13 protein-coding genes and 1 pseudogene are annotated in these 21344 nt (G+C 69.7%); 6 read left to right on the top strand and 8 right to left on the bottom strand.

The genetic code is table 11. From position 1 onward, the window contains the following. Nucleotides 1-202 precede the first annotated feature (202 nt). The 4 genes from AC21LY_RS12455 to AC21LY_RS12440 all read left to right on the top strand — a co-directional run bounded on the left by AC21LY_RS12455 (nt 203) and on the right by AC21LY_RS12440 (nt 6405). Entirely contained in the window at nt 203-901 is a 699-nt protein-coding gene (locus AC21LY_RS12455; protein ID WP_489046799.1) for a response regulator transcription factor, read from the top strand. Continuing rightward, on the top strand, nt 889-2079 hold the full coding sequence (locus tag AC21LY_RS12450; protein ID WP_489046798.1) for a sensor histidine kinase: 1191 nt from the start codon (nt 889-891) through the stop codon (nt 2077-2079). The genes AC21LY_RS12455 and AC21LY_RS12450 overlap by 13 nt, the downstream gene beginning before the upstream one ends. Continuing rightward, complete coding sequence (locus AC21LY_RS12445) at nt 2076-3092, top strand: hypothetical protein (RefSeq protein ID WP_489046797.1); 1017 nt, start codon at nt 2076-2078, stop codon at nt 3090-3092. The genes AC21LY_RS12450 and AC21LY_RS12445 overlap by 4 nt, the downstream gene beginning before the upstream one ends. A gap of 64 nt (nt 3093-3156) precedes the next feature. Then, nucleotides 3157-6405: a DEAD/DEAH box helicase gene (locus tag AC21LY_RS12440; protein WP_489046796.1), complete on the top strand. Its 3249-nt coding sequence runs from the start codon at nt 3157-3159 to the stop codon at nt 6403-6405. Between the two features lie 166 nt (nt 6406-6571). Here the strand turns inward: AC21LY_RS12440 and AC21LY_RS12435 are convergent, their stop codons facing one another. Continuing rightward, the gene (locus AC21LY_RS12435; protein WP_489046795.1) at nt 6572-7078 is read right to left on the bottom strand and encodes a GNAT family N-acetyltransferase; all 507 of its coding nucleotides are present in this window, start codon (nt 7076-7078) and stop codon (nt 6572-6574) included. Nucleotides 7079-7135: 57 nt separating this feature from the next. After that, nucleotides 7136-7717 carry a TIGR03086 family metal-binding protein gene (locus AC21LY_RS12430; RefSeq protein ID WP_489046794.1) on the bottom strand — a complete coding sequence of 194 codons (582 nt, stop codon included), beginning with the start codon at nt 7715-7717 and terminating at the stop codon, nt 7136-7138. 61 nt (nt 7718-7778) lie between these two features. Here AC21LY_RS12430 and AC21LY_RS12425 point away from each other — a divergent pair, with 61 nt between their 5' ends. After that, nucleotides 7779-8696, top strand: a complete 918-nt coding sequence (locus tag AC21LY_RS12425; protein ID WP_489046793.1) for a helix-turn-helix transcriptional regulator — start codon at nt 7779-7781, stop codon at nt 8694-8696. Here AC21LY_RS12425 and AC21LY_RS12420 read toward each other — a convergent pair. Then, nucleotides 8683-9018, bottom strand: coding sequence for a PNPOx family protein (locus AC21LY_RS12420; RefSeq protein WP_489046792.1), 336 nt, complete (start codon nt 9016-9018; stop codon nt 8683-8685). The genes AC21LY_RS12425 and AC21LY_RS12420 overlap by 14 nt on opposite strands. Nucleotides 9019-9044: 26 nt before the next feature. Between AC21LY_RS12420 and AC21LY_RS12415 the strand changes: the two genes are divergently transcribed. Beyond that, entirely contained in the window at nt 9045-9419 is a 375-nt protein-coding gene (locus tag AC21LY_RS12415) for a YccF domain-containing protein (protein ID WP_489046791.1), read from the top strand. Nucleotides 9420-9429: 10 nt separating this feature from the next. On the opposite strand, the gene AC21LY_RS12410 is transcribed toward AC21LY_RS12415, so the two are convergent. The 5 genes and pseudogenes from AC21LY_RS12410 to AC21LY_RS12390 form a co-directional block, all read right to left on the bottom strand. After that, entirely contained in the window at nt 9430-9855 is a 426-nt protein-coding gene (locus tag AC21LY_RS12410; protein ID WP_489046790.1) for a DoxX family protein, read from the bottom strand. Between the two features lie 535 nt (nt 9856-10390). Continuing rightward, nucleotides 10391-14347 (bottom strand): DNA-directed RNA polymerase subunit beta', encoded by a 3957-nt coding sequence (locus AC21LY_RS12405; protein ID WP_489046789.1) that lies wholly within the window; start codon nt 14345-14347, stop codon nt 10391-10393. A 30-nt stretch (nt 14348-14377) separates the two neighbouring features. Beyond that, a pseudogene (gene rpoB / locus AC21LY_RS12400) lies at nt 14378-17928 on the bottom strand (DNA-directed RNA polymerase subunit beta). Nucleotides 17929-18367: 439 nt separating this feature from the next. Next, nucleotides 18368-19525, bottom strand: coding sequence for an ABC transporter ATP-binding protein (locus AC21LY_RS12395; protein WP_489046788.1), 1158 nt, complete (start codon nt 19523-19525; stop codon nt 18368-18370). Nucleotides 19526-19736: 211 nt separating this feature from the next. Then, entirely contained in the window at nt 19737-20942 is a 1206-nt protein-coding gene (locus tag AC21LY_RS12390) for an IS30 family transposase (protein WP_489046438.1), read from the bottom strand. Nucleotides 20943-21344: the final 402 nt, after the last annotated feature.

Raw genomic sequence — 21344 nt, 5'->3', positions numbered from 1 at the left:
TCGTCGGATCTTCGATCGCACGGCCACGCCGGAATCCCGGCGCCGTCGGCTTCGACGCTAGTGCCCGGCTCCGGACGGCGGAAGCGGGTACGTCCCGTCCGGGGATTCCCCCTCATCGTGCACCTCGACAACGAAATGACGGATCCGAGAGGATCTTTCGTTGGTCGGCGAAAGCCGCTGGCCGGGGGCGTATCGTCGTTCCATGACCGGACCCGAGGCGGGCGTCCAGACGACGGCGGACCGCCCAACGCACACCGTCGGCATCGTCGAGGACCACGCGCTCATCGTGCTCGGCTTCGAGACGAGCCTGGCCGCCGCCCCGGACCTGGCCTTCACCGGGCACGCCGCGACCGTGGACGATCTGCTGGTCCGCGGCACCCCCGACGTGGTGGTGCTCGACCTCCTGCTCGCCGACGGCACCGCCCCCGAGGCCAACATCGAGAAGCTGCACGCCGCAGGCGCCCGGGTGCTCGTGTACACGGGCAGCTTCGACACCGACCCGTACCTGGCGCGCCAGGCCGCGCGGTGCGGGGTGTGGGGCATCGTCCCGAAGACGGTCAGCGGCGCCGAACTCGTGCAGGCCGTCCGGGACACCGCGGACGGGCACCCCGTCGTGACCACGGAGTGGGCGGCCGCGATCGACGGCGACCCCGACTTCAACGACGTGGGCCTGAGCCCCCAGCAGCGGGAGGTCCTGGCGCTGTACGCGTCCGGCGAAACGACGGCCCGCGTCGCCGAGTTGACCGTGCTCGCCCCGAAGACGGTGGAGACCTACATCGAGCGGATCCGCGGCAAGTACGCGCTGCAGGGCCGGCCCGCGGAGACCAAACTGCACATGTACCAGCGGGCCGTCGAGGACGGATTCCTGCAGGCACCGCGCAGGCGGCGGTGGCCGCGCTGACCGCCGGCGCCCCGACCACCGGCGGCGCCCCCACACCCGGCGCCGACGAACGCCTGACCCGCGTCTTCACCCGCTTCATCGCCGCCGGCTACCTCTTCGACCTGGTCACGACCTTCCCCGCGATCCTCGACGCCCACCGGGTGGCCCCCGTCCTGACGGTGATCACCACGATCGCGGTCTACGGCAGCGGCGCCGCGCTGCTGCCCGCCAGCTTCGCGCGGGCCTACCGCCCCGTGATCGGGCGGGCCGCCGCGGTCACGGGGGCCGCCTTCCTCGGCGCCGTGCTGCTCTGGCTCGCCGTCGACGCGGTGACGCCGCTGCAGCTGACCGGCGACCACTTCCTCTACTACATCCCCGCGCTCGCGGCGATGGCCGTCGCGATGCCCGCGCGGCCCCCGGCCGCCGTCGCCTACTTCGTCGCCGTCGTCCTCGGCACCGTCGCGCTCAACCACCGGGTCGGGGCCTCCCGCGACCCCTACCTGCCCGACCTCCTGTTCTCCCTGGTCTTCTGCGCGGTCTTCCTCTCCGCGTCGATCATCGCCTGGCGGGCCGGCCGCCGCCTCGACCTCGCCCACGCCGAGGCCCTCGAGGCCACCGCCGCGGACGCCTCCGCCCAGGCCCGCGGCGACGAGGAGCGGCGCTTCGCCGCCCTGGTGCACGACGACGTGATCGCGACGCTCCTCGCCGCGACCCGCGTCGACGACGCCGCCGCGATCGCCGAGCACGCCCGGACCGTGCTCACCGCCGTCGACGACTACGAGGGACACGCCGACCGCGACGACGCTCCCGCGGCGGACGCCGCCGCCGTCCTCGGTGCCGCCGTCGGCCGCATCGCGCCCCACGCCCGCTGGTCGGCGCGGGTCGCGCCGGACGCCCGCCGGGTACCGTCGGACGTCCTGACCGCGGCCTCCGCGGCCTCCGCCGAGGCGCTGCGCAACGCCCACCGGCACGCCGGGCCGGACGCCCGGGTGACGGTACGCGCGGACTTCGACGCCGCCGGCGTCACGGTGACCGTCCACGACGACGGCCCCGGCTTCGACCCGCGCACCGTCGCGGCCGACCGGCTCGGCGTGGCCGGCAGCATCGTCGGCCGGATGCGGTCCATCCCCGGCGGCGGGGCCCGCGTCGAATCCGCGCCGGGCGCGGGCACCGTCGTCACGATCCGGTGGGCGCGATGAGCACGAGTGCCGGTGCGGACGACGTCCGCGACATCGTCGGCATGCGCAGCCGCGGGGCGACGGTGCTGGTCTGGGCGTTCGTGGCGACCTTCGCGGTGCTTGCCGGCTACGCCCGCGCCGACCTCGACCGGGCGTGGCCGCAGGCCGTCGGGCTGGCCGCCCTCCTGGCCGGGGCGCTCGCCCTGGTCCGCGCCCCGGGCGACCCGCCGGCGCTGCGGTGGACCGCCGTCGTCGCGGCCGGCGGCCCGGTCTCCGCGCTCAGCGTCTTCCCCTTCCTGCCCGCCGAGTACGCCTTCGCGCTGACCACCTGGCCGATCGGCGGCTGCGCCGTCCTCACCTCCTACCTCGCGGTGCGCGGGCGCATCGCCGTCACGTGGCTGTCGGTCGCGCTCACCACCGCCGTCGTGGCCTGGTGGGCCGCCGACCGCGGGCACGGCGCGCTCGACGGGGTGCTCCGCTGCCTGCCGAGCACGACGGTCACCCTCACCGCCACGTTCTTCGCGCTGACGCTGCGCCCCGTCGCCCGGCAGACCTCCGTGATGCGCGCCCGCACCACCGAACGGCGCGCCGCGGAGGCGGCGGCCGAGACGGCCCGCGAGGAGCGCGGCCGGCGCCGCGACTTCCTCGACCGCGAGGCGCGGCCGATGCTCGAGCGACTTGCGACCGGCGCGCCGCTCACGGAGACCGAGCGGCTCGAGTGCCGCATCGTCGAGGCCCGACTCCGCGACTCGGTGCGGGCCGCCGGCCTGCTGTCCCCCCGGCTGACCGCCGCCGCCGACCGTGCCCGCCGGCGCGGCGTCGAGGTGGTCCTCCTCGACGACGGTGGCCTGCGCGACCTGCCGCCGCCCGCCGCCGCCGCGATCCGCGACCGGATCGCCGACGCCGTCGAATCCCTCGACCGCGGCTCGGTCACCGCCCGCGCCGTGCCGCCGGGACGCGCGCTCGCCGCCACCGTCCTCCTGCGCGACGGTGACGGGAGCACCACCCGCATCGAGCTGCCCGTCCCGTCATGACCGCGCGCACCCCGGCACGACGATGCGGGAGCCGACCGGTTCGCGCTAGACTGTCCGCTTGACCATGAGCGCATCGACTACCGGCGGAGGGCCCTCGTTCACCCCCGAGGACCTGATCGGATTCTTCGGGGCGCCGACGGTGCGCCGGGCGGGTGAGTACGTGGGCACCGGCCTCGTCGGCGACCTGGAATGGGACGACGAGAAGCGCCTCGTCTCCGGTGCCGTCGCCGGGACCCGCGAGTACGACACCAAGGTCTGGATCGAGCCGGGCGCCTCCGGCTGGCGCCCCGTCCGCTGCATCTGCACCTGCCCGGTGGCCCTGAACTGCAAGCACGGCGCCGCCCTGCTGCTCGAGCTCACCGCGGAGGACGTCGAGGAGAGCACCGCCGAGCAGCCGGAGCAGTGGGAGCAGCAGCTCGCCGCACTGCTCCCGGAGGCCCCGCGCACCAGCGCGGCCGTGCTGCCCGTGGCACTGCAGTTCGACGTGGACGAGCGCGGCGTCGTCTCCGGGCAACGGCTGCAGGTGCGGCTGGCGACGCCCGGTATGCGCGACGGCTCGTGGGTCGCCGGGGACGTGCGGTGGCGCACCATCGCGACCGCGCCGCGCGTCGCGCCCGCCCAGCGCGATGCGCTCGCGCCGCTGGCCCAGCTCATCACCTGGTCGCTGTACGGCGTCGACGCCTGGGCCGACCTCGGCATGGTCGAGACCCCGCTGCTGTGGGACCAGCTGCGCGCCGTCCGCGACGCCGGCGTGCCCCTGCTCACCAAGAAGGCCCGCGGGGCGGTGCGCCTCGGGCCGCCCACCCGCCTCGGCCTCGTGACCCGCGCGGTCGACGGCACCGTCGAACTGGACCGGGAGGTCGACTTCGGGGACGGTCCACGGCCCTTCACCGGCGGGCTCCTCGGCGCGCACCGCGCGCTCGGCGTCTTCCAGCAGGACGGCGACGTGCTGCGCCTCGCCCCGCTCGAGACGCCCCTCTCGGCGCCGCAGACCACCGCGCTGCGCCGCTTCACCCCGGTCCGGGTCCCCGCCGAGGCGGTGCCGGAGCTGCGGGAGAAGTACCTGCCCTACCTCACCGCGGTAGCCCCCGTCCGCGACCCGGACCAACTGGTCGGCCAGGTCGAGGTGCTCGGGCCCGAGCTCCTGTGCACCGCCCGCTACTTCCCCGACGCCGCCGAGCTCGAGGTCGACTGGAAGTGGCGGTACACCGTTGTCAATCAGGGGGTCGGCGAGCCCACCGATTTCGCTCTGGGACGCGAGCCGGCCGGGCTCGCGGATGCCGTCGGGCAGCAGCGCATCACCCGCTCGATGGCGGTGGCGCTGCGCGAGGCCGCCGTCGGCGTCGATCACTCCCAGGGCCTGTACCGGGGCACCGAGGCGGCCGTCTGGCTCGCCGAGGTGGCGCCCGTGCTGCGGTCCGTGCCGTCCGTGATCGTCGAGGTCGTCGACGATCCCGGGTTCCGCTGGGCGGAGAGCTCGGCCTCGGTGTCCGTCCGGGTGCGGGGCGACTCCGACAACCCGTCGACAGACTGGTTCGACCTCGAGGTGGCCGTGGAGGTCGACGGCGAGGAGGTGCCCTTCCGGGACGTCTTCACCGCCGTCGCCGCCGGTCACGACACCCTCGTCACGCCCGGCGGCGTGCTCGCCCGGATCGACGGCGAGCGCTTCGACCGGCTGCGCGAGCTGATCGGCGAGGCCCGGGACCTGCCCGCTCGCGGTGCCCGTCGCGGGGCGCGGCCCGGCGGCACCGGCCAGGAACGCGACGGCCTGCGGATCAGCCGGTTCCAGGCGGGCCTGGTCGACGATCTCGCCGGTCTCGCCGACGCCACCGACTTCGACGGTGACTGGTCCCGCCGGGTCGGTGCCCTGACGGCGGGCGACCTGGCGCGGCAGGAGGCACCGTCGACGCTGCGGGCCGAGCTCCGCCCGTACCAGCGGGACGGCCTCGACTGGCTGGCGTTCCTCTACGACAACGACTTCGGCGGCATCCTCGCCGACGACATGGGCCTGGGCAAGACGGTGCAGACGCTCGCGCTGATCTGTCGCGCGCACGAGGGCGCCGCCGACGTGCCCCGGCCGTTCCTGGTGGTCGCGCCGACCTCCGTGGTGGGCAACTGGGCCGCGGAGTGCCGGCGGTTCGCGCCGCACCTGAGCGTCGCGGTGGTCTCGGAGACCTCGCGGAAGTCGGGGGCGTCGATCGCGTCGGCGGTGGCCGGCGCCGACGTCGTGCTCACCTCGTACACGCTGCTGCGGCTCGACGCCGAGGAGTACGCCGCGGTGTCCTGGTCGGGCGTGATCCTCGACGAGGCGCAGTTCGTGAAGAACCCGCGGTCCAAGGCCTTCGCGGCGGTCACACTGCTGGACCGGCAGTTCACCCTGGCCGTGACCGGCACCCCGATGGAGAACCACCTCGAGGAGCTGTGGGCGCTCACCGCGCTGACCGTGCCCGGGCTGTTCCCCGGCCGGTCCTGGTTCGCCGAGGAGTACCGGCGGCCGATCGAGCGCGGCGGCGACGACGACCGGCTCGCCCGGCTCCGGCGGCGCGTGCGGCCGTTCATGCTGCGGCGCACCAAGGACCTGGTCGCGAAGGACCTGCCGGAGAAGACGGAATCCGTGGTCCAGGTGGAGCTCTCGGACGAGCACCGGCACACCTACGATCGGGTGCTCGCGGACCAGCGGGCCAAACTGCTGGGCCTGCTCGACGACTTCGAGGGCAACCGGTTCGAGATCCTGCGGTCGCTGACGATGCTGCGCCGGCTCGCCCTCGACCCGTCGCTCGTCGACGAGGACCTGGCGGTCGAGGACGTCGCCAAGCTGGACTTCCTCGCGGAGAAGCTGGACGAGCTCCTGGAGGAGAAGCACGCGGTGCTGGTCTTCAGCCAGTTCACCGGCTTCCTGCGCAAGGCCGCGGAGCGGCTCGACGAGGAGGGCGTGGACTACGCCTACCTCGACGGTTCGACCGCCGACCGCGCCGCCGCGATCGAGAAGTTCACCTCCGGTGAGGTGCAGGTCTTCCTGATCTCGCTCAAGGCCGGCGGCTTCGGCCTGAACCTGGTGCAGGCCGACTACTGCTTCCTGCTCGACCCGTGGTGGAACCCCGCGGCGGAGGCGCAGGCGATCGACCGCGCCCACCGCATCGGCCAGACCCGCAGCGTGATGGTCTACCGGCTCGTCTCCGCCGACACCATCGAGGACAAGGTGATGGCTCTGAAGGAGCGCAAGGCCGCGCTCTTCGAGTCGGTGGTCGGCGGTGAGGGCGGCTTCGACGCGCGGTTGGCCGCGTCGGACATCCGGGCGCTGTTCGAGGACTGACGGGGCGACTGCCGGCTACGCGCCGATCGCGAATTTCCGAAAGGCCATGCGCACGGCGCATACCTCCGTTTTCGCAGTTCACGCAACATATCTCGATCGCGAGCCATGCGCCTGGCGCATGGCTTCTTCATACGAGGCACCAGCCCCACGCACTCGCCTGCGAAGGCTAGGCACCTGCCACCGGCCGGAGGTACCACTCCCAGATCGGACCGTCCTCGGAATCGACTGCGTCGCCGATCTGCTCGAAGCCCAAGGAGGTGAGCACCCCCGTCGACGGTGACGGCTCGGCGAGGGTGTGCGCGAGGATCCGGTCCACGCCGGCGGCGCGGGCACCGTCGACCAGGGCGCGGGCTGCACCGACGCCGTATCCGCGGCCCCGGTGGCCGGGAGCGACCTCGTAGCCGATCTCGACGGCACCGTCGGAGGGCGGACCGTGGTAGCCGCCCGACCCGACCAATTCCCCTGCCTCGGAGAAGAACAGGTGCATCGACCATTCCGGTGCCGCACCGCCCCGCAGCGCGGCGATCGTGTGCCCGATCGCCTCGGGGAACTCGGGCCAGCCCGCGGGGATCGGCGACCCGATCTGTTGCTCGAACTCCGCGGGGTCCCGCTCCAAAGCCTCCAACAGGTCCGCGGTCACCGGGGCCACCCGCACCGTCGCGCTCGTCGTCATCCGACGAGCATCCGCCCGCCGGACGACGGCGCGCAACGGGTTTTCGCGGTCAGCCGCTCATGCCGCGGGCCAGCGGTGGCCGTTCCAGTTGGCGAGGCGCTCGGTGGGCCCGGCACCGTCGCGGGGTTCGACGACGGGGCCGAAGGGCACCCCCTCCATGCCCCGGATCTCCGCGGGGAGCGCGGCCTGCACCGCGGCCAGGGCACCCTCGACGATCGCGGGCTCGGCGAACTCCGCGGGCTGCCCCGTGGCGACGGCGATGTCCCAACCGTGGACCAGGGTCTCGTTGACGTACATGCCGAGCGCGGCGAAGCCGGGGACGACGCCCCACGGCACCGTGACCTCGCGCTCCAGCGGGGCCTGCGCCCAGGCGGCGAGGGCGCGTTCGCGGGTGTCGCCGTAGGCGGTGGCGCTGAAATCCTCGGCGAGGAAGGGCTGCCCCTCGACGGTGGCGACCTCGGCGAGCGCGACGGCACGCAGGCCGACGGCGCCGATGTGCTGGGCGAGAGCACGCACGTCGAACTCGTCGCACGGCGTGGGCAGGGCGAGCTGCTCCTCCGTGATGGTGGCCAGGAGGGACTGTACCCAGGCGCTGGCGGCGGCGTAGGCGGGACGGGGATCAAGGGCTGTTTCGGTCATGAGGCCATTCAAGAGCCCTGACATGACATCTTCTGTCATGTTTTTCTGGGAGTCTGAATCCATGCGCGCCGACCGGCTCCTCTCCGTCCTGATGCTGCTGCGCCACCGCGGCACCATGACCGCCGCGCAGCTCGCCGCGGAACTCGAGGTCTCCACCCGCACCGTGCTCCGGGACGTCGAGGCGCTGTCCACGGCCGGCGTCCCCGTCTACACCGACCGGGGCCGCAGCGGCGGCATCCGCCTGCTCCCCGGCTACCGCACCGACCTCACCGGGCTCACCCTCGGCGAGACCAAAGCGCTCCTCGCCGGGGCACCCGACTCCCCCGACTTCGCGGCGGCGATGCGCAAGGTCGCCGCGGCGGTGCCCGAGGCGCACCGTCGGGAAGCGGCGGCCGCAGCCCAGCGGATCCACGTCCGCCCCGACGGCTTCGCCCGGCCGCCCGACCCCGACCCCTTCCTCGGCGAGCTCCAGCGCGCGGTGATCGACGGCCTGCGCGTGCGCGCGGTGTACCGGCCGCGCGGAGGGGCCGCGGCGGAACGCGTGCTCGACCCCGTCGGGCTGGTGCACGCGGGACACGCCTGGTACCTGCTGGCCCTCCGCGACGGCGAGCGGCGCACCTACCGGACGTCGCGTTTCTCGGCCGTGACGGTGCTCGACGAACCGGCGGAGCGCCCGGCCGAGGTGGACCTCGCCGCCGAGTTCGAGGCGTCCCGGGAGTCCTTCCGCGGCGCCCTCCCCCGGATCGAGGTGCGCGTGCGCGCCGAGGGGTGGGTGTGGGAGAAGCTGGGCATGTTCGGCACGATCGTCACGCCGCCCGGGCCCGACGGTGCCGGGACCCTCGCCTTCGCCGATCGCGAGCGCGCCGTGTGGGCGCTGTGGGCCGCCCTGCCGGACGTGACCGTGCTCGATTCGCCCGAAATCAGTGCGGCGCTGCGCGGCCGGCTCGACGCGGCGACCCGGGCGATCAGCGCAGGGTGACCGTGATGGACGTACCCTTCGGCCCGGTGGCGGCGACGGCGCGGCCGGTGCGGTCACCGTCGGGGAAGTGGAGCGTGAGATCGGCGCCGTCGCCGGTGAAATTGCGCCACCACTGCTTCTTCTCCGGCATCGCGACGCCGATGACCACCTCGTTTCCGCGGCGGCGGTAGGCGACGGGCAATGTGAAGCTCTTTCCGGACTTACGGCCGGTGTAACTGACCGTGACCATCGACTTCCCCAGCGCGGGACCGATGATCGGCAGCGAGAAGAGCGGAGTGAAGGCGGTGTTGAACAGCTTGGCCGAGCGCTGGAACAGGTTCATACCACCAGGGTAGGCATACTGAGGGGGTGAAGCTGATCCTGAACATCATCTGGCTGGTGCTGTGCGGATTCTGGATGGCCGTCGGGTACGCGGTCGCCGGGATCATCTGCTGCGTGCTGATCGTGACCATCCCGTTCGGGCTGGCGTCGTTCCGGATCGCCAACTACGCGCTGTGGCCGTTCGGGCGGACCGTCGTGGACCGGCCTTCTGCGGGCGCGGCGTCGCTGGTCGGCAACATCATCTGGCTGCTGGTCGCGGGGATCTGGCTCGCCATCGGGCACATCCTGACCGGGATCGCGTTGTGCCTGACGATCATCGGCATTCCGCTGGCGATCGCCAACTTCAAGATGATCCGGCTCTCCCTGCTGCCGCTGGGCTCGGAGATCGTCTCCACCTCGTAGCGCACCCCGACTAGCGGCCCAGGATCACGCGACGCAGGTCGGGACGGCGCAGCAGCATCGCACCCCAGATCAGCACGCCGACGTAGGCGCCCGAGAGGACGTAGCCGGCGATCGGCTGGTCGGCGCGCAGGTTGATCGCCACCGCGCCGCCGAGGTACGCGGTGAGGTAGACGGCGCCGATCACCGCCGTCCGCGGGATCGTCCACAGCACGAGGCCGACCAGCAGGATCAGGCCGATGACCAGGATGTGCCGCTCCTGGAAGCCGAGGTTCAGCGTGCCCTCGATGACGGCCTGCGGCTTCGTCAGCTTGCCGATGACGTCGAAGGCCAGGAACGCCCAGACCAGCGCGGTGATCACCATCCCGGCGATCCAGGACTTCGACCTCCCCTGCGTGATCGTGGCGGTGTCACGGGCAGCGGTGGCGGTGGTGGTCATGGCGAACCCCTCAATCCAGTGTGTACGGTGTGAACATTTCGATGTTCACACCGTACACACAACCGATCGGTTGCGTCAATAGTCCGGCACCGCGGCGTCCCGTGGGGGAATCGGCACCGCGCGGGGGACGACGCCTCCCCCACCGCACGAGCGGCGTCTCATAGGGGACGGGACGCCGGGGCCGCGGATCGGCGCGGCGCGGGGGACGGAATGCGGCGCGGGGGACGACGACAGCACCACCGATTTCCAGCAATCGCTGGAGGCTCCGCGCAGTGATATGCAGATTGGGAGCAGGCGGCAGGACGTGGGGACGCGCGCGGCGGCTGAGACCATTGGCAGCGTCGCGAGCCGACTGCCGGACGAGGGGCGGTGGGAGGGGGCTCGGGCGAACGATTCTGCAGCGTCTGAGCCGCTAGGCGAAGGCGTGAAGCCCAGTGAGCCCGAGCCCCCTCCCACCGGCCCGGCCCCACGCACCGCCGGACAATGAAAACAGCCCCTGACCGCAATGGTCAGGGGCTGCTTTCAGCTAGCTACTTCACCGGTAACCATCGGAGAAGCCGTAGTCGTCGAGCGGCACCGCGGCGCCGGACGGGGCGCCGAAGGCACCCTCCGGACCGTAGTACTGATCGTCGAAGGTCGGCACCGAGTACGCGGCCGCGCGGGCCTCCTCGGTCGGCTGCACCTGGATGTTCCGGTACTTGTTGATGCCCGTACCGGCCGGGATGAGCTTACCGATGATGACGTTCTCCTTGAGGCCCACCAGCTTGTCGGAGCGGGTGTTGATCGCGGCGTCCGTGAGCACGCGGGTGGTCTCCTGGAAGGAGGCCGCCGAGAGCCACGAGTCGGTCGCGAGCGAGGCCTTCGTGATGCCCATGAGCACCGGACGGCCGGCCGCGGGCTCGCCGCCCTCGGCCACGACGCGACGGTTCTCCGCCTCGAACTCCGAGCGCTCCGTCAGCGAACCGGGCAGGAACTCCGTCGAACCCGAATCGATGATCGTCACGCGACGCAGCATCTGCCGGACGATGGTCTCGATGTGCTTGTCGTGGATCGACACACCCTGCGACCGGTACACCTCCTGGACCTCGTTGACCAGGTGCACCTGCACCTGACGGGGGCCCATGACGCGCAGCACCTCGTGCGGGTCGGCAGCGCCCTCGAGGAGCTGCTGGCCCACCTGCACGTGGTCACCGTCGGCCAGCAGGCGCTCGCTGCCGTCCTCGTGCTTGAAGACACGCAGGCGCTGGCGCTTGCTGATCTTGTCGTACACGACCTCTTCGCTGCCGTCGTCCGGCGTGATGGTGATCGTGTAGAACCGGTCGTCGTCCTCCAGGCGGATGCGGCCGGAGACCTCGGCGATCGGGGCCTTGCCCTTGGGGACACGGGCCTCGAACAGCTCGGTGACTCGCGGCAGACCGCCGGTGATGTCGTCACCGACGCCACCCTGGTGGAAGGTACGCATGGTCAGCTGGGTACCGGGCTCACCGATCGACTGCGCGGCGACGATACCGACGGCCTCGCCGATGTCGACGAGCTTGCCGGTCGCCATCGAGCGGCCGTAGCAGGTGGCGCAGACACCGGTGCCGGTGGTGCAGGTGAGCACGGAGCGCACCTTCACCTCCGCGATGCCGGCCTCGAGCAGCGCCTCGATCTGCGGGTCGCCCAGGTCGTGGCCGCGCTCGACGACGACGGTGCCGTCCTTGGCGACCGCGTCCTCGGCGAGGGTGCGGGCGTACGCCGAGGTCTCGACGTGCGCATCGCGGATCAGCGAACCGTCCGCCTGCACCTCGGCCAGCGGGACCACGATGCCGCGGCTGGTACCGCAGTCGGTCTCGCGGACGATGACGTCCTGCGAGACGTCGACCAGACGACGGGTCAGGTAACCCGAGTCGGCGGTACGCAGAGCGGTATCGGCCAGACCCTTACGAGCACCGTGCGTGTTGATGAAGTACTCGAGCACCGTCAGGCCCTCGCGGAAGGACGACTTGATCGGGCGCGGGATGAACTCACCCTTCGGGTTCGTCACCAGGCCCTTCATGCCGGCCAGGTTCCGCACCTGGGTCATGTTGCCGGTGGCACCCGACTTCGGGATCATCGTGATCGGGTTGTCGGCGGGGTAGAAGTCGTCGATCGCCTTACCGACCTCGTCCGTCGCCTGCTTCCAGATCTCGACCAGCGCGTCGCGGCGCTCACCCGAGGTGAGGGCACCGCGGGCGTACTTGCGCTCGATGCCGTCGGCACGCTCCTCGTAGCGGTCGAGGATGTCCTTCTTGCTCGGCGGAACGAGCACGTCGGACATCGAGACCGTCACGCCCGAGCGCGTGGCCCAGTAGAAGCCGGCGTCCTTGAGCTTGTCGACGGTCTGCGCGACCACGATCATCGGGTAGCGCTCGGCCAGGTCGTTGATGATCACGGCCTGACGCTTCTTCGGCATCTGCTCGTCCACGAACGGGTAGTCCGCCGGGAGCAGCTCGTTGAACAGCACGCGGCCCAGGGTGGTCTCGGCCGTCCAGGCCTGACCGCGGGTCCACGCACCGTCGAACAGCTCCGCCTCGACCTCGGCCGGCGGGCGCTGCTGCGTCAGCCGCACCTTGATCGGCGCCTGGATCGACAGCTCGCCCAGGTCGACGGCCATGATGGCCTCGGCCGGCGACGAGTACGCGCCCTTCTCCGGAGCGTCCGTGCCCGCGGGCTCGTAGTGCCCGACGGCGTCGTCCTTCTGGGTGGTCAGGTGGTACAGACCGGTCACCATGTCCAGACGGGGCATGGCGAGCGGGCGACCCGACGCCGGCGACAGGATGTTGTTCGAGGACAGCATCAGGATGCGGGCCTCGGCCTGCGCCTCCGCGGACAGCGGGAGGTGCACGGCCATCTGGTCACCGTCGAAGTCGGCGTTGAAGGCCTCACAGACGAGCGGGTGCAGCTGGATGGCCTTGCCCTCCACGAGCTGCGGCTCGAAGGCCTGGATGCCCAGGCGGTGCAGCGTGGGAGCACGGTTGAGCAGCACGGGGTGCTCGGCGATGACCTCTTCGAGCACGTCCCACACCTGCGGGCGCTGCCGCTCGACCATCCGCTTGGCCGACTTGATGTTCTGCGCGTGGTTGAGATCCACCAGGCGCTTCATCACGAAGGGCTTGAATAGCTCGAGCGCCATCAGCTTCGGCAGGCCGCACTGGTGCAGCTTGAGCTGCGGACCCACGACGATGACCGAACGGCCCGAGTAGTCCACGCGCTTGCCGAGCAGGTTCTGGCGGAACCGGCCCTGCTTGCCCTTGAGCAGATCGGACAGCGACTTGAGCGGGCGGTTGCCCGGTCCGGTGACCGGACGGCCGCGGCGGCCGTTGTCGAACAGCGCGTCGACGGACTCCTGCAGCATCCGCTTCTCGTTGTTGACGATGATCTCGGGCGCGCCGAGGTCGATCAGTCGCTTGAGGCGGTTGTTGCGGTTGATCACACGACGGTAGAGGTCGTTCAGGTCGGACGTGGCGAACCGGCCACCGTCGAGCTGGACCATCGGGCGCAGCTCCGGCGGGATCACCGGCACCGCGTCGAGGACCATGCCCAGCGGCGAGTTGCCCGACTGCTGGAACGCCGCCACGACCTTGAGCCGCTTGAGCGCGCGCAGCTTCTTCTGGCCCTTGCCGCTGCGGATCGTCTCGCGCAGGATCTCGGCCTCGGCGTCGATGTCGAAGTTCTCGATGAGCTTCTTGATCGCCTCGGCGCCCATCGCGCCCTTGAAGTACTCGCCGTAGCGGTCCTGCAGCTCACGGTAGAGCTTCTCGTCAACGATCATGTCCTTCGGAGCGAGCTTGACGAAGGTCGTCCAGATCTCGTCGAGCTCGTCGATGGCGCGCTGCGCGCGGTCGCGGATCTGCCGCATCTCCCGCTCGCCGCCGTCCTTGACCTTGCGGCGCTGGTCGGCCTTCGCACCCTCGGCCTCGAGCACGGCGAGGTCGTCCTCGAGCTTCTTGGCGCGGTTCTCCAGGTCCACGTCGCGCTGGTCGGCGAGGACCTTCTTCTCCGCGGTGATCTCGGCCTCGAGCGTGGACTGCTCGTTGTGGCGCTGCTCCTCGTCGACCTCCGTGATCACGTAGGCGGCGAAGTAGATGATCTTCTCGAGATCCTTGGGCGCCAGGTCCAGCAGGTAGCCCAGGCGCGACGGAACGCCCTTGAAGTACCAGATGTGGGTGACGGGAGCGGCCAGCTCGATGTGGCCCATCCGCTCACGACGCACCTTGGCGCGAGTGACCTCGACGCCGCAGCGCTCGCAGATGATGCCCTTGAAGCGGACACGCTTGTACTTACCGCAGTAGCACTCCCAGTCGCGAGTCGGTCCGAAGATCTTCTCGCAGAACAGGCCGTCCTTCTCGGGCTTGAGCGTGCGGTAGTTGATGGTCTCGGGCTTCTTGACCTCGCCGTAGCTCCAGTTACGGATGTCGTCGGCGGTCGCCAGACCGATCTTCAGTTCGTCGAAGAAGTTGACGTCGAGCACTTCTCTCCTAATTCGTTCGGTTGGCGGGGGCTAGTTCGCGAGGTCTTCGGCCGAGGCGTTCTCGTTGCGCGAGAGGTTGATGCCCAGGTTGGCGGCAGCGCGCTCGAGATCCTCGTCGTCACCGTCGGCCATCTCGATGGCGGCACCGTCGGACGACAGGACCTCCACGTTCAGGCACAGCGACTGGAGCTCCTTGAGGAGCACCTTGAACGACTCGGGGATGCCGGGCTCGGGGATGTTCTCGCCCTTGACGATCGCCTCGTACACCTTCACGCGGCCGACCACGTCGTCCGACTTGATGGTGAGCAGCTCCTGCAGGGTGTAGGCGGCGCCGTAGGCCTGCATGGCCCAGCACTCCATCTCACCGAAGCGCTGACCACCGAACTGCGCCTTACCACCCAGCGGCTGCTGCGTGATCATCGAGTACGGACCGGTCGAGCGGGCGTGGATCTTCTCGTCGACCAGGTGGTGCAGCTTGAGGATGTACATGTAGCCGATGGCCACCGGGTACGGGAAGGGCTCGCCCGAGCGGCCGTCGAACAGCGTCGCCTTGCCGTCGGCCTGGACCATCACGTCACCGTCGCGGTTGGGGAGGGTCGAACCGAGCAGGCCGGCCAGCTCCTCGTCCCGCGCACCGTCGAAGACGGGGGTCGCGGTGTTCGTGTCGGCCGGCTGGCTGTACATCTCCTCCGGCAGCGCCGACGCCCAGTCCGGGATGTTCCCGTTCTCGTCGCGCACGTCCCAGCCGGTCTTGGCGACCCACCCGAGGTGCGTCTCCAGGATCTGGCCGATGTTCATACGACGGGGCACGCCGTGCGTGTTGAGGATGATGTCGACCGGGGTGCCGTCGGGCAGGAAGGGCATGTCCTCGGCGGGGAGGATCTTGCCGATGACGCCCTTGTTGCCGTGGCGGCCGGCCAGCTTGTCGCCGTCCTGGACCTTGCGCTTCTGGGCCACGTACACGCGGACCAGCTCGTTCACGCCGGGGGCCAGCTCGTCGTCGTCATCGCGCGAGAAGACGCGGACGCCGATGACCTTGCCGGTCTCGCCGTGAGGCACCTTGAGCGAGGTGTCGCGGACCTCGCGCGCCTTCTCTCCGAAGATCGCGCGGAGCAGCCGCTCCTCCGGGGTCAGCTCGGTCTCGCCCTTCGGGGTGACCTTGCCGACCAGGATGTCGCCGTCGCGGACCTCGGCGCCGATGCGGATGATGCCGCGCTCGTCGAGATCGGCCAGCACCTCGTCGGAGACGTTCGGGATGTCCCGGGTGATCTCCTCGGCGCCCAGCTTCGTATCGCGCGCATCGATCTCGTGCTCCTCGATGTGGATGGACGTCAGGACGTCCTCCTCCACCAGGCGCTGCGAGAGGATGATCGCGTCCTCGTAGTTGTGGCCCTCCCACGGCATGATCGCCACGAGCAGGTTCTTGCCGAGCGCCATCTCACCGTTGTCGGTGCAGGGACCGTCGGCCAGGACCTGGCCGGCCTCGACCCGCTGGCCGGCGTTCACGATCGGACGCTGGTTGGCGCAGGTGCCCTGGTTGCTGCGCGCGAACTTGCGCAGCTTGTAGGTCTTGCGGGTGCCCTCGTCCGCCATGATCGTGATGAAGTCGGCCGAGACCTCCTCCACGACGCCCGACTTCTCGGTGATCACCACGTCGCCCGCGTCCACCGCGGCACGCAGCTCCATACCGGTGCCGACCAGCGGCGACTCGGAACGGACCAGCGGCACGGCCTGACGCTGCATGTTCGCGCCCATGAGGGCACGGTTGGCGTCGTCGTGCTCGAGGAAGGGGATCATCGCGGTCGCGACGGAGACCATCTGGCGCGGCGAGATGTCCATGTACTCCACGGCGGAGACGGGGACGAACTCGACCTCGGAGCCGCGCTTACGCACGAGCACCTTCTCGTCGGTGAGGCGACCGTCCGCGTCGGTGGCCGCGTTGGCCTGCGCGATGTAGTAGCGGTCCTCCTCGTCGGCCGTCATGTAGACGACCTCGTCGGTGGTGCGGCCGTTCTCGACCCGGCGGTACGGGGTCTCGATGAAGCCGAACGGGTTGACCCGCGCGTACACCGACAGCGAGCCGATCAGGCCGATGTTCGGGCCCTCAGGGGTCTCGATCGGGCACATGCGGCCGTAGTGCGACGGGTGGACGTCGCGGACCTCGAGGCCGGCGCGCTCGCGCGACAGACCACCGGGGCCGAGCGCCGACAGGCGGCGCTTGTGGGTCAGGCCCGAGAGCGGGTTGTTCTGGTCCATGAACTGCGAGAGCTGCGAGGTACCGAAGAACTCCTTGATCGCCGCCGAGACCGGGCGGATGTTGATCAGGGTCTGCGGGGTGATCGCCTCGACGTCCTGCGTGGTCATGCGCTCACGCACGACGCGCTCCATGCGGGACAGGCCCACGCGGAGCTGGTTCTGGATCAGCTCGCCGACGGTGCGCAGGCGACGGTTGCCGAAGTGGTCGATGTCGTCGACCTCGACGGGGACCTCGACGCCGTCCGGCACGGTCATGTAGGTCAGCTGCTCCGACGGTGCCTCGTGCAGGCGCACGAGGTACTCGATCGTCGCGACGATGTCCTCCTCGGTGAGCACCAGCGGCTGCGTGCCGTCGGAGTTCGCCGGGAGACCGAGCTTCTTGTTCAGCTTGTACCGGCCGACGCGGGCCAGGTCGTAGCGCTTCTCCTTGAAGAACAGGTTCTCCAGCAGGGTCTGCGCCGACTCCTTCGTGGGCGGCTCGCCCGGGCGCAGCTTGCGGTAGATGTCGAGCAGCGCCTCGTCGGTGCCGGCCGTGTTGTCCTTCTCCAGGGTGGACCGCATGATCTCCGAGAAGCCGAAGCGCTCGAGGATCTGCTCGCTGGTCCAGCCGAGGGCCTTGAGCAGCACGGTGACCGGCTGGCGGCGCTTGCGGTCGATGCGGACGCCGACGGTGTCGCGCTTGTCCACGTCGAACTCGAGCCACGCGCCGCGGGCCGGGATGACCTTCACGCTGTGCAGCGGCTTCTCGGTCGACTTGTCGATGGTCTCGTCGAAGTACACGCCCGGGCTGCGGACGAGCTGCGAGACGACGACACGCTCGGTGCCGTTGATGATGAACGTGCCCTTGTCCGTCATCATGGGGAAATCGCCCATGAAGACGGTCTGCGACTTGATCTCGCCGGTGTTGTTGTTGATGAACTCAGCGGTGACGAACAGCGGTGCCGCGTACGTCATGTCCTTGTCCTTGCACTCCTCGATCGAGGCCTTGACCTCGTCGAAGCGCGGATCGGAGAAGGAGAGCGACATCGAGCCCGAGAAGTCCTCGATGGGCGACAGCTCAGCGAGGATGTCCTCCAGACCGCCGGTGGGCCGTGCCTCGCCGCGCGCAGCGGCCTTCTCCCGCCAAGCGGGCGTGCCGACGAGCCAGTCGAACGAGTCGATCTGCAGGTCGAGCAGGCCCGGAACGGGGAGGGGCTCGGAGATCTTCGCGAACGACACACGCTTGGGCGCTCCGGGCACCACGGCGTCGTTCTGATCGTTCTGAGTCTGGCTGGAGACGGAGACTGCCAAGATGCGTCCTCTGCTGTGACTAGTAACGTTGCCAAAACTGTGCTGACGGCAACCCGCAGAGTACGGCCCTCACGAAGGGCGAATATTCAGATGGGCAGGAGGCAGCCAGCGCAACGTCCAACATTAACAGAGGAACGACCACCCCGCAAGGGGCAGTCCAGACTAAGCCCCATCGGGGCTCGCGCGCAAGCGTGACGCGCGCCGTTCTTCGAACACCGGCATCGTCGGGCGGCCCAGCCGCGCACTCCGGCCGCGGGCTGGCTGCCGTGCGGTCCGAAGGCACCCGAAGATGCTCTCACGTGGACACGAGCACCTCGTGTCCTGCCGATAACTCTGACCCGAAACCGCGCGAACGTCAAGCGAAACCGCCGATTTCCTTCGAATATCGAGGCCGGACGCCGCGGACGGAGACGACGACGCCGGCCCGGGAGCGTTCCCCGGGCCGGCGTCGAAGCCTTCTACGACGGTGCGCGACTAGCGGCCGCCCTCCACCTTGGGCAGGTGATCGGTCGGGTTCTCGTCCGTGTGCGTCACCTCGTAGGCCGCGGTCGGGGCCTCGTCGCCCGCGTAGTCCTTCTGGATCGCGACGGGGGCCGTCTCCGGGACCTCGTGCTGCGCGGCGGGCGCCGGCGCCGTCGTGGCGAACTCGTCCACGTCGTCGCCCAGGTCGCGGCGGATGGCGATCTGCGCCTTCGGCGGCAGCGTCGGCAGGATCTGCCGCACCCGCGCCTTACGCCGCTGCTCACCCTTACGCGGCGGCATACCGGGCGTCGGCTGCATCTGCGGAGCGATCTCGTCCGGCACATCCACACCACCGTCGGAGTGCCCGGCCGCGACACGAGCCGCCTCCGCCTCCATCTGCGCCGAGTCCTTCTCCTCCGACATACCGATCGGACCGATCATCGAACCCGACAGGAACTGCTTGACCACCGGCTCCTCCGAGGTCAGCAGCACCTCACGCGGACCGAACATCACCAGGTGCTTGAGGAACAGCATGCCCATGTTGTCCGGCACCGTGCGAGCGATGTTGATGTTGTGCGAGACGATCAGCGTCGTGCAGTCGATCTGCGCGTTGATGTCCATCAGCAGCTGACTGGTGTACGTGGTACGCACCGGGTCCAGGCCCGAGTCCGGCTCGTCGACGAGCATGATCTGCGGGTCCATCACCAGCGCACGGGCCAGGCCGGCGCGCTTACGCATACCACCCGAGATCTCACCCGGAAGCTTGTCCTCCGCGCCGATCAGACCGACCATCTCGAGCTTCTCCATCGTGATCTGACGGATCTCGCTCTCCTTCTTCTTCGTGTGCTCACGAAGCGGGAAGGCCGTGTTGTCGTACAGGTTCATCGAACCGAACAGCGCACCGTCCTGGAACAGCACACCGAACATCTTGCGGATCTCGTACAACTCCGCGCTCGTACACGTGAGGATGTCCGTACCGTCGATGATGATCTCGCCCTCCTCCGGGCGCAGCAGACCGATCAACGACTTCAAGAACACCGACTTACCGGTACCCGACGGGCCGAGCAGAACCGACACCTCACCCGCAGGCAGGGTCAACGAGACATCGGACCAGATGTTCTGGGACCCGAACGACTTCGTCAGGTTCTTCGTAGTTACTTCGACACCCACTGTCGGGACCTTTCGTCGCATCGAGATGTGGCTCGCGCCACAGACCGCTGCATGGACACTACCTCAGTATCAGCTGGTAGCGATACTGGACCAGGTAGACACTACTGACGGGTCACTCCGGTCCCGTCTCCGAGCCGCCCGGGCCCCGGAAACGACGAACGGCCCCGTCGCACAGGGGCGGTTTCTAGGGGTCGACGCAACACTGCCTGTTCTACTGGGTGGTGATTAGATCACGCATACGCTCGGCTGGGGTTTCCCAGCCGAGCGTTTTGCGTGGTCGGCTGTTGAGTTGCTGAGCGACGTGCTCGAGATCCGCGGGGCCGTAGACGCTCAGGTCGGTGCCCTTGGGGAAGTACTGCCGGAGCAGCCCGTTGGTGTTCTCGTTGGTGCCGCGCTGCCAGGGGCTGGCTGGGTCGCAGAAATACACCTGCATATCGGTGGCCACGCTGATCTGCGCATGCCGGGCCAACTCTGCGCCTTGGTCCCAGGTCAGCGACCCGCGTAGGTGCGCGGGCAGGTCTTTCATCGCGGTGATGATCGCGTCGCGGACCTGTTCGGCGTCGTGCCCGTCGGGCAGGTGCAGCAGCATCGTGTAGCGGGTGGAGCGTTCGACGAGAGTGCCGATCGCGGTCTTGTTCTGCTCACCGGTGATGAGATCCCCCTCCCAATGGCCGGGAACAGCACGGTCCTCGACTTCGGCCGGGCGGTCGCTGATCATCACCATCGGGTCGATGAACCGCTGATACCGCTCACCTTCTTTCCGCTGCGGTTTGCGTTTGGTTCGTCCGGTCCGGAGTGCTTGCTGCACTTCTCGTTTCATCCCTCCACGGGCTTGGAAGTACAAGGCCTGGTAGATCGTCTCGTGGCTCACCCGCATGCTCTCGTCGTCAGGGTGATCCCGGCGCAGACGGTGCGAGATCTGCTCCGGCGAGAGCTTCCTCGACAAGCCCTCCTCGACCTCTGCCCGCAGGACCGTGTTCACCACCAGTTTGGACTGCTTCGGCCGCGCCCGAGCCGCCACCGCTACCCGATCGGCCTGATACGGCAGATACCGGCCGCCGATGCTGCGTTGACGGACCTCCCGGGAGATGGTGGAGACGTTCTTGCCGATCCGGGCGGCGATGGTCCGCATCGAGTCCTTGAGTACCAGCCCGTCAGCGATTGCGATGCGGTCATCGAGCGAGAGGTAACGGTCACTGATCGCGATCGCGATCGCCGAAGCATCGTCTCGGCTCGAGATGGCACTGGTCACAGCCTGTTTGTAGATCGTCTTGGTTCGATAGTCCACGACTGTGCCGTCCGGGTGGATCCGCCTGCCACTGGTTCGTCGGATTCCCTGGCGCCAGTCCCGGGCGGTGCGTTCGTTCACCTGCACCTCACGGGCCGCGCGCGCTGACGACCACCCCTGATCGAGCAGCGCGAGAAATCGCTTCCTCGCCTCCGGCTTACCCACCGCCTTCAGCTTGTCCGCCGTGACCAGACCGGCATCGACCAAGACCCTGCGAGCGACCGAGAACGCCACATCGCACTCGATCGCAGCCTTGTTGATCGAGCCGGTCCGATCGAACACCGCCACGATCCGCTCCGGATCTGCCGGCCTACCCGGCCCGCGAGGCGGCCCCACCGGGTGGCCAATCGCCCGCAGAATCGCGTAACACCGCCGCCGCGGCACACCCACCGCGACAGCGGCCTCCTTCACCGGAACACCGGAGTCGACCAGCTGCGCCAGCTCGCCGCCGAACCGGGCACAGTCCTCCTGAAACGACATGATCGCCGCAACCTCTCGTTGAGAGTGTTGCGACGATCATGTGAACCCGCC

This window comes from Tsukamurella sp. II2bb (genome assembly GCF_057815145.1).
Note: the sequence above shows the minus strand (reverse complement) of the source record. Positions and strands in the feature narration are given on the sequence as shown.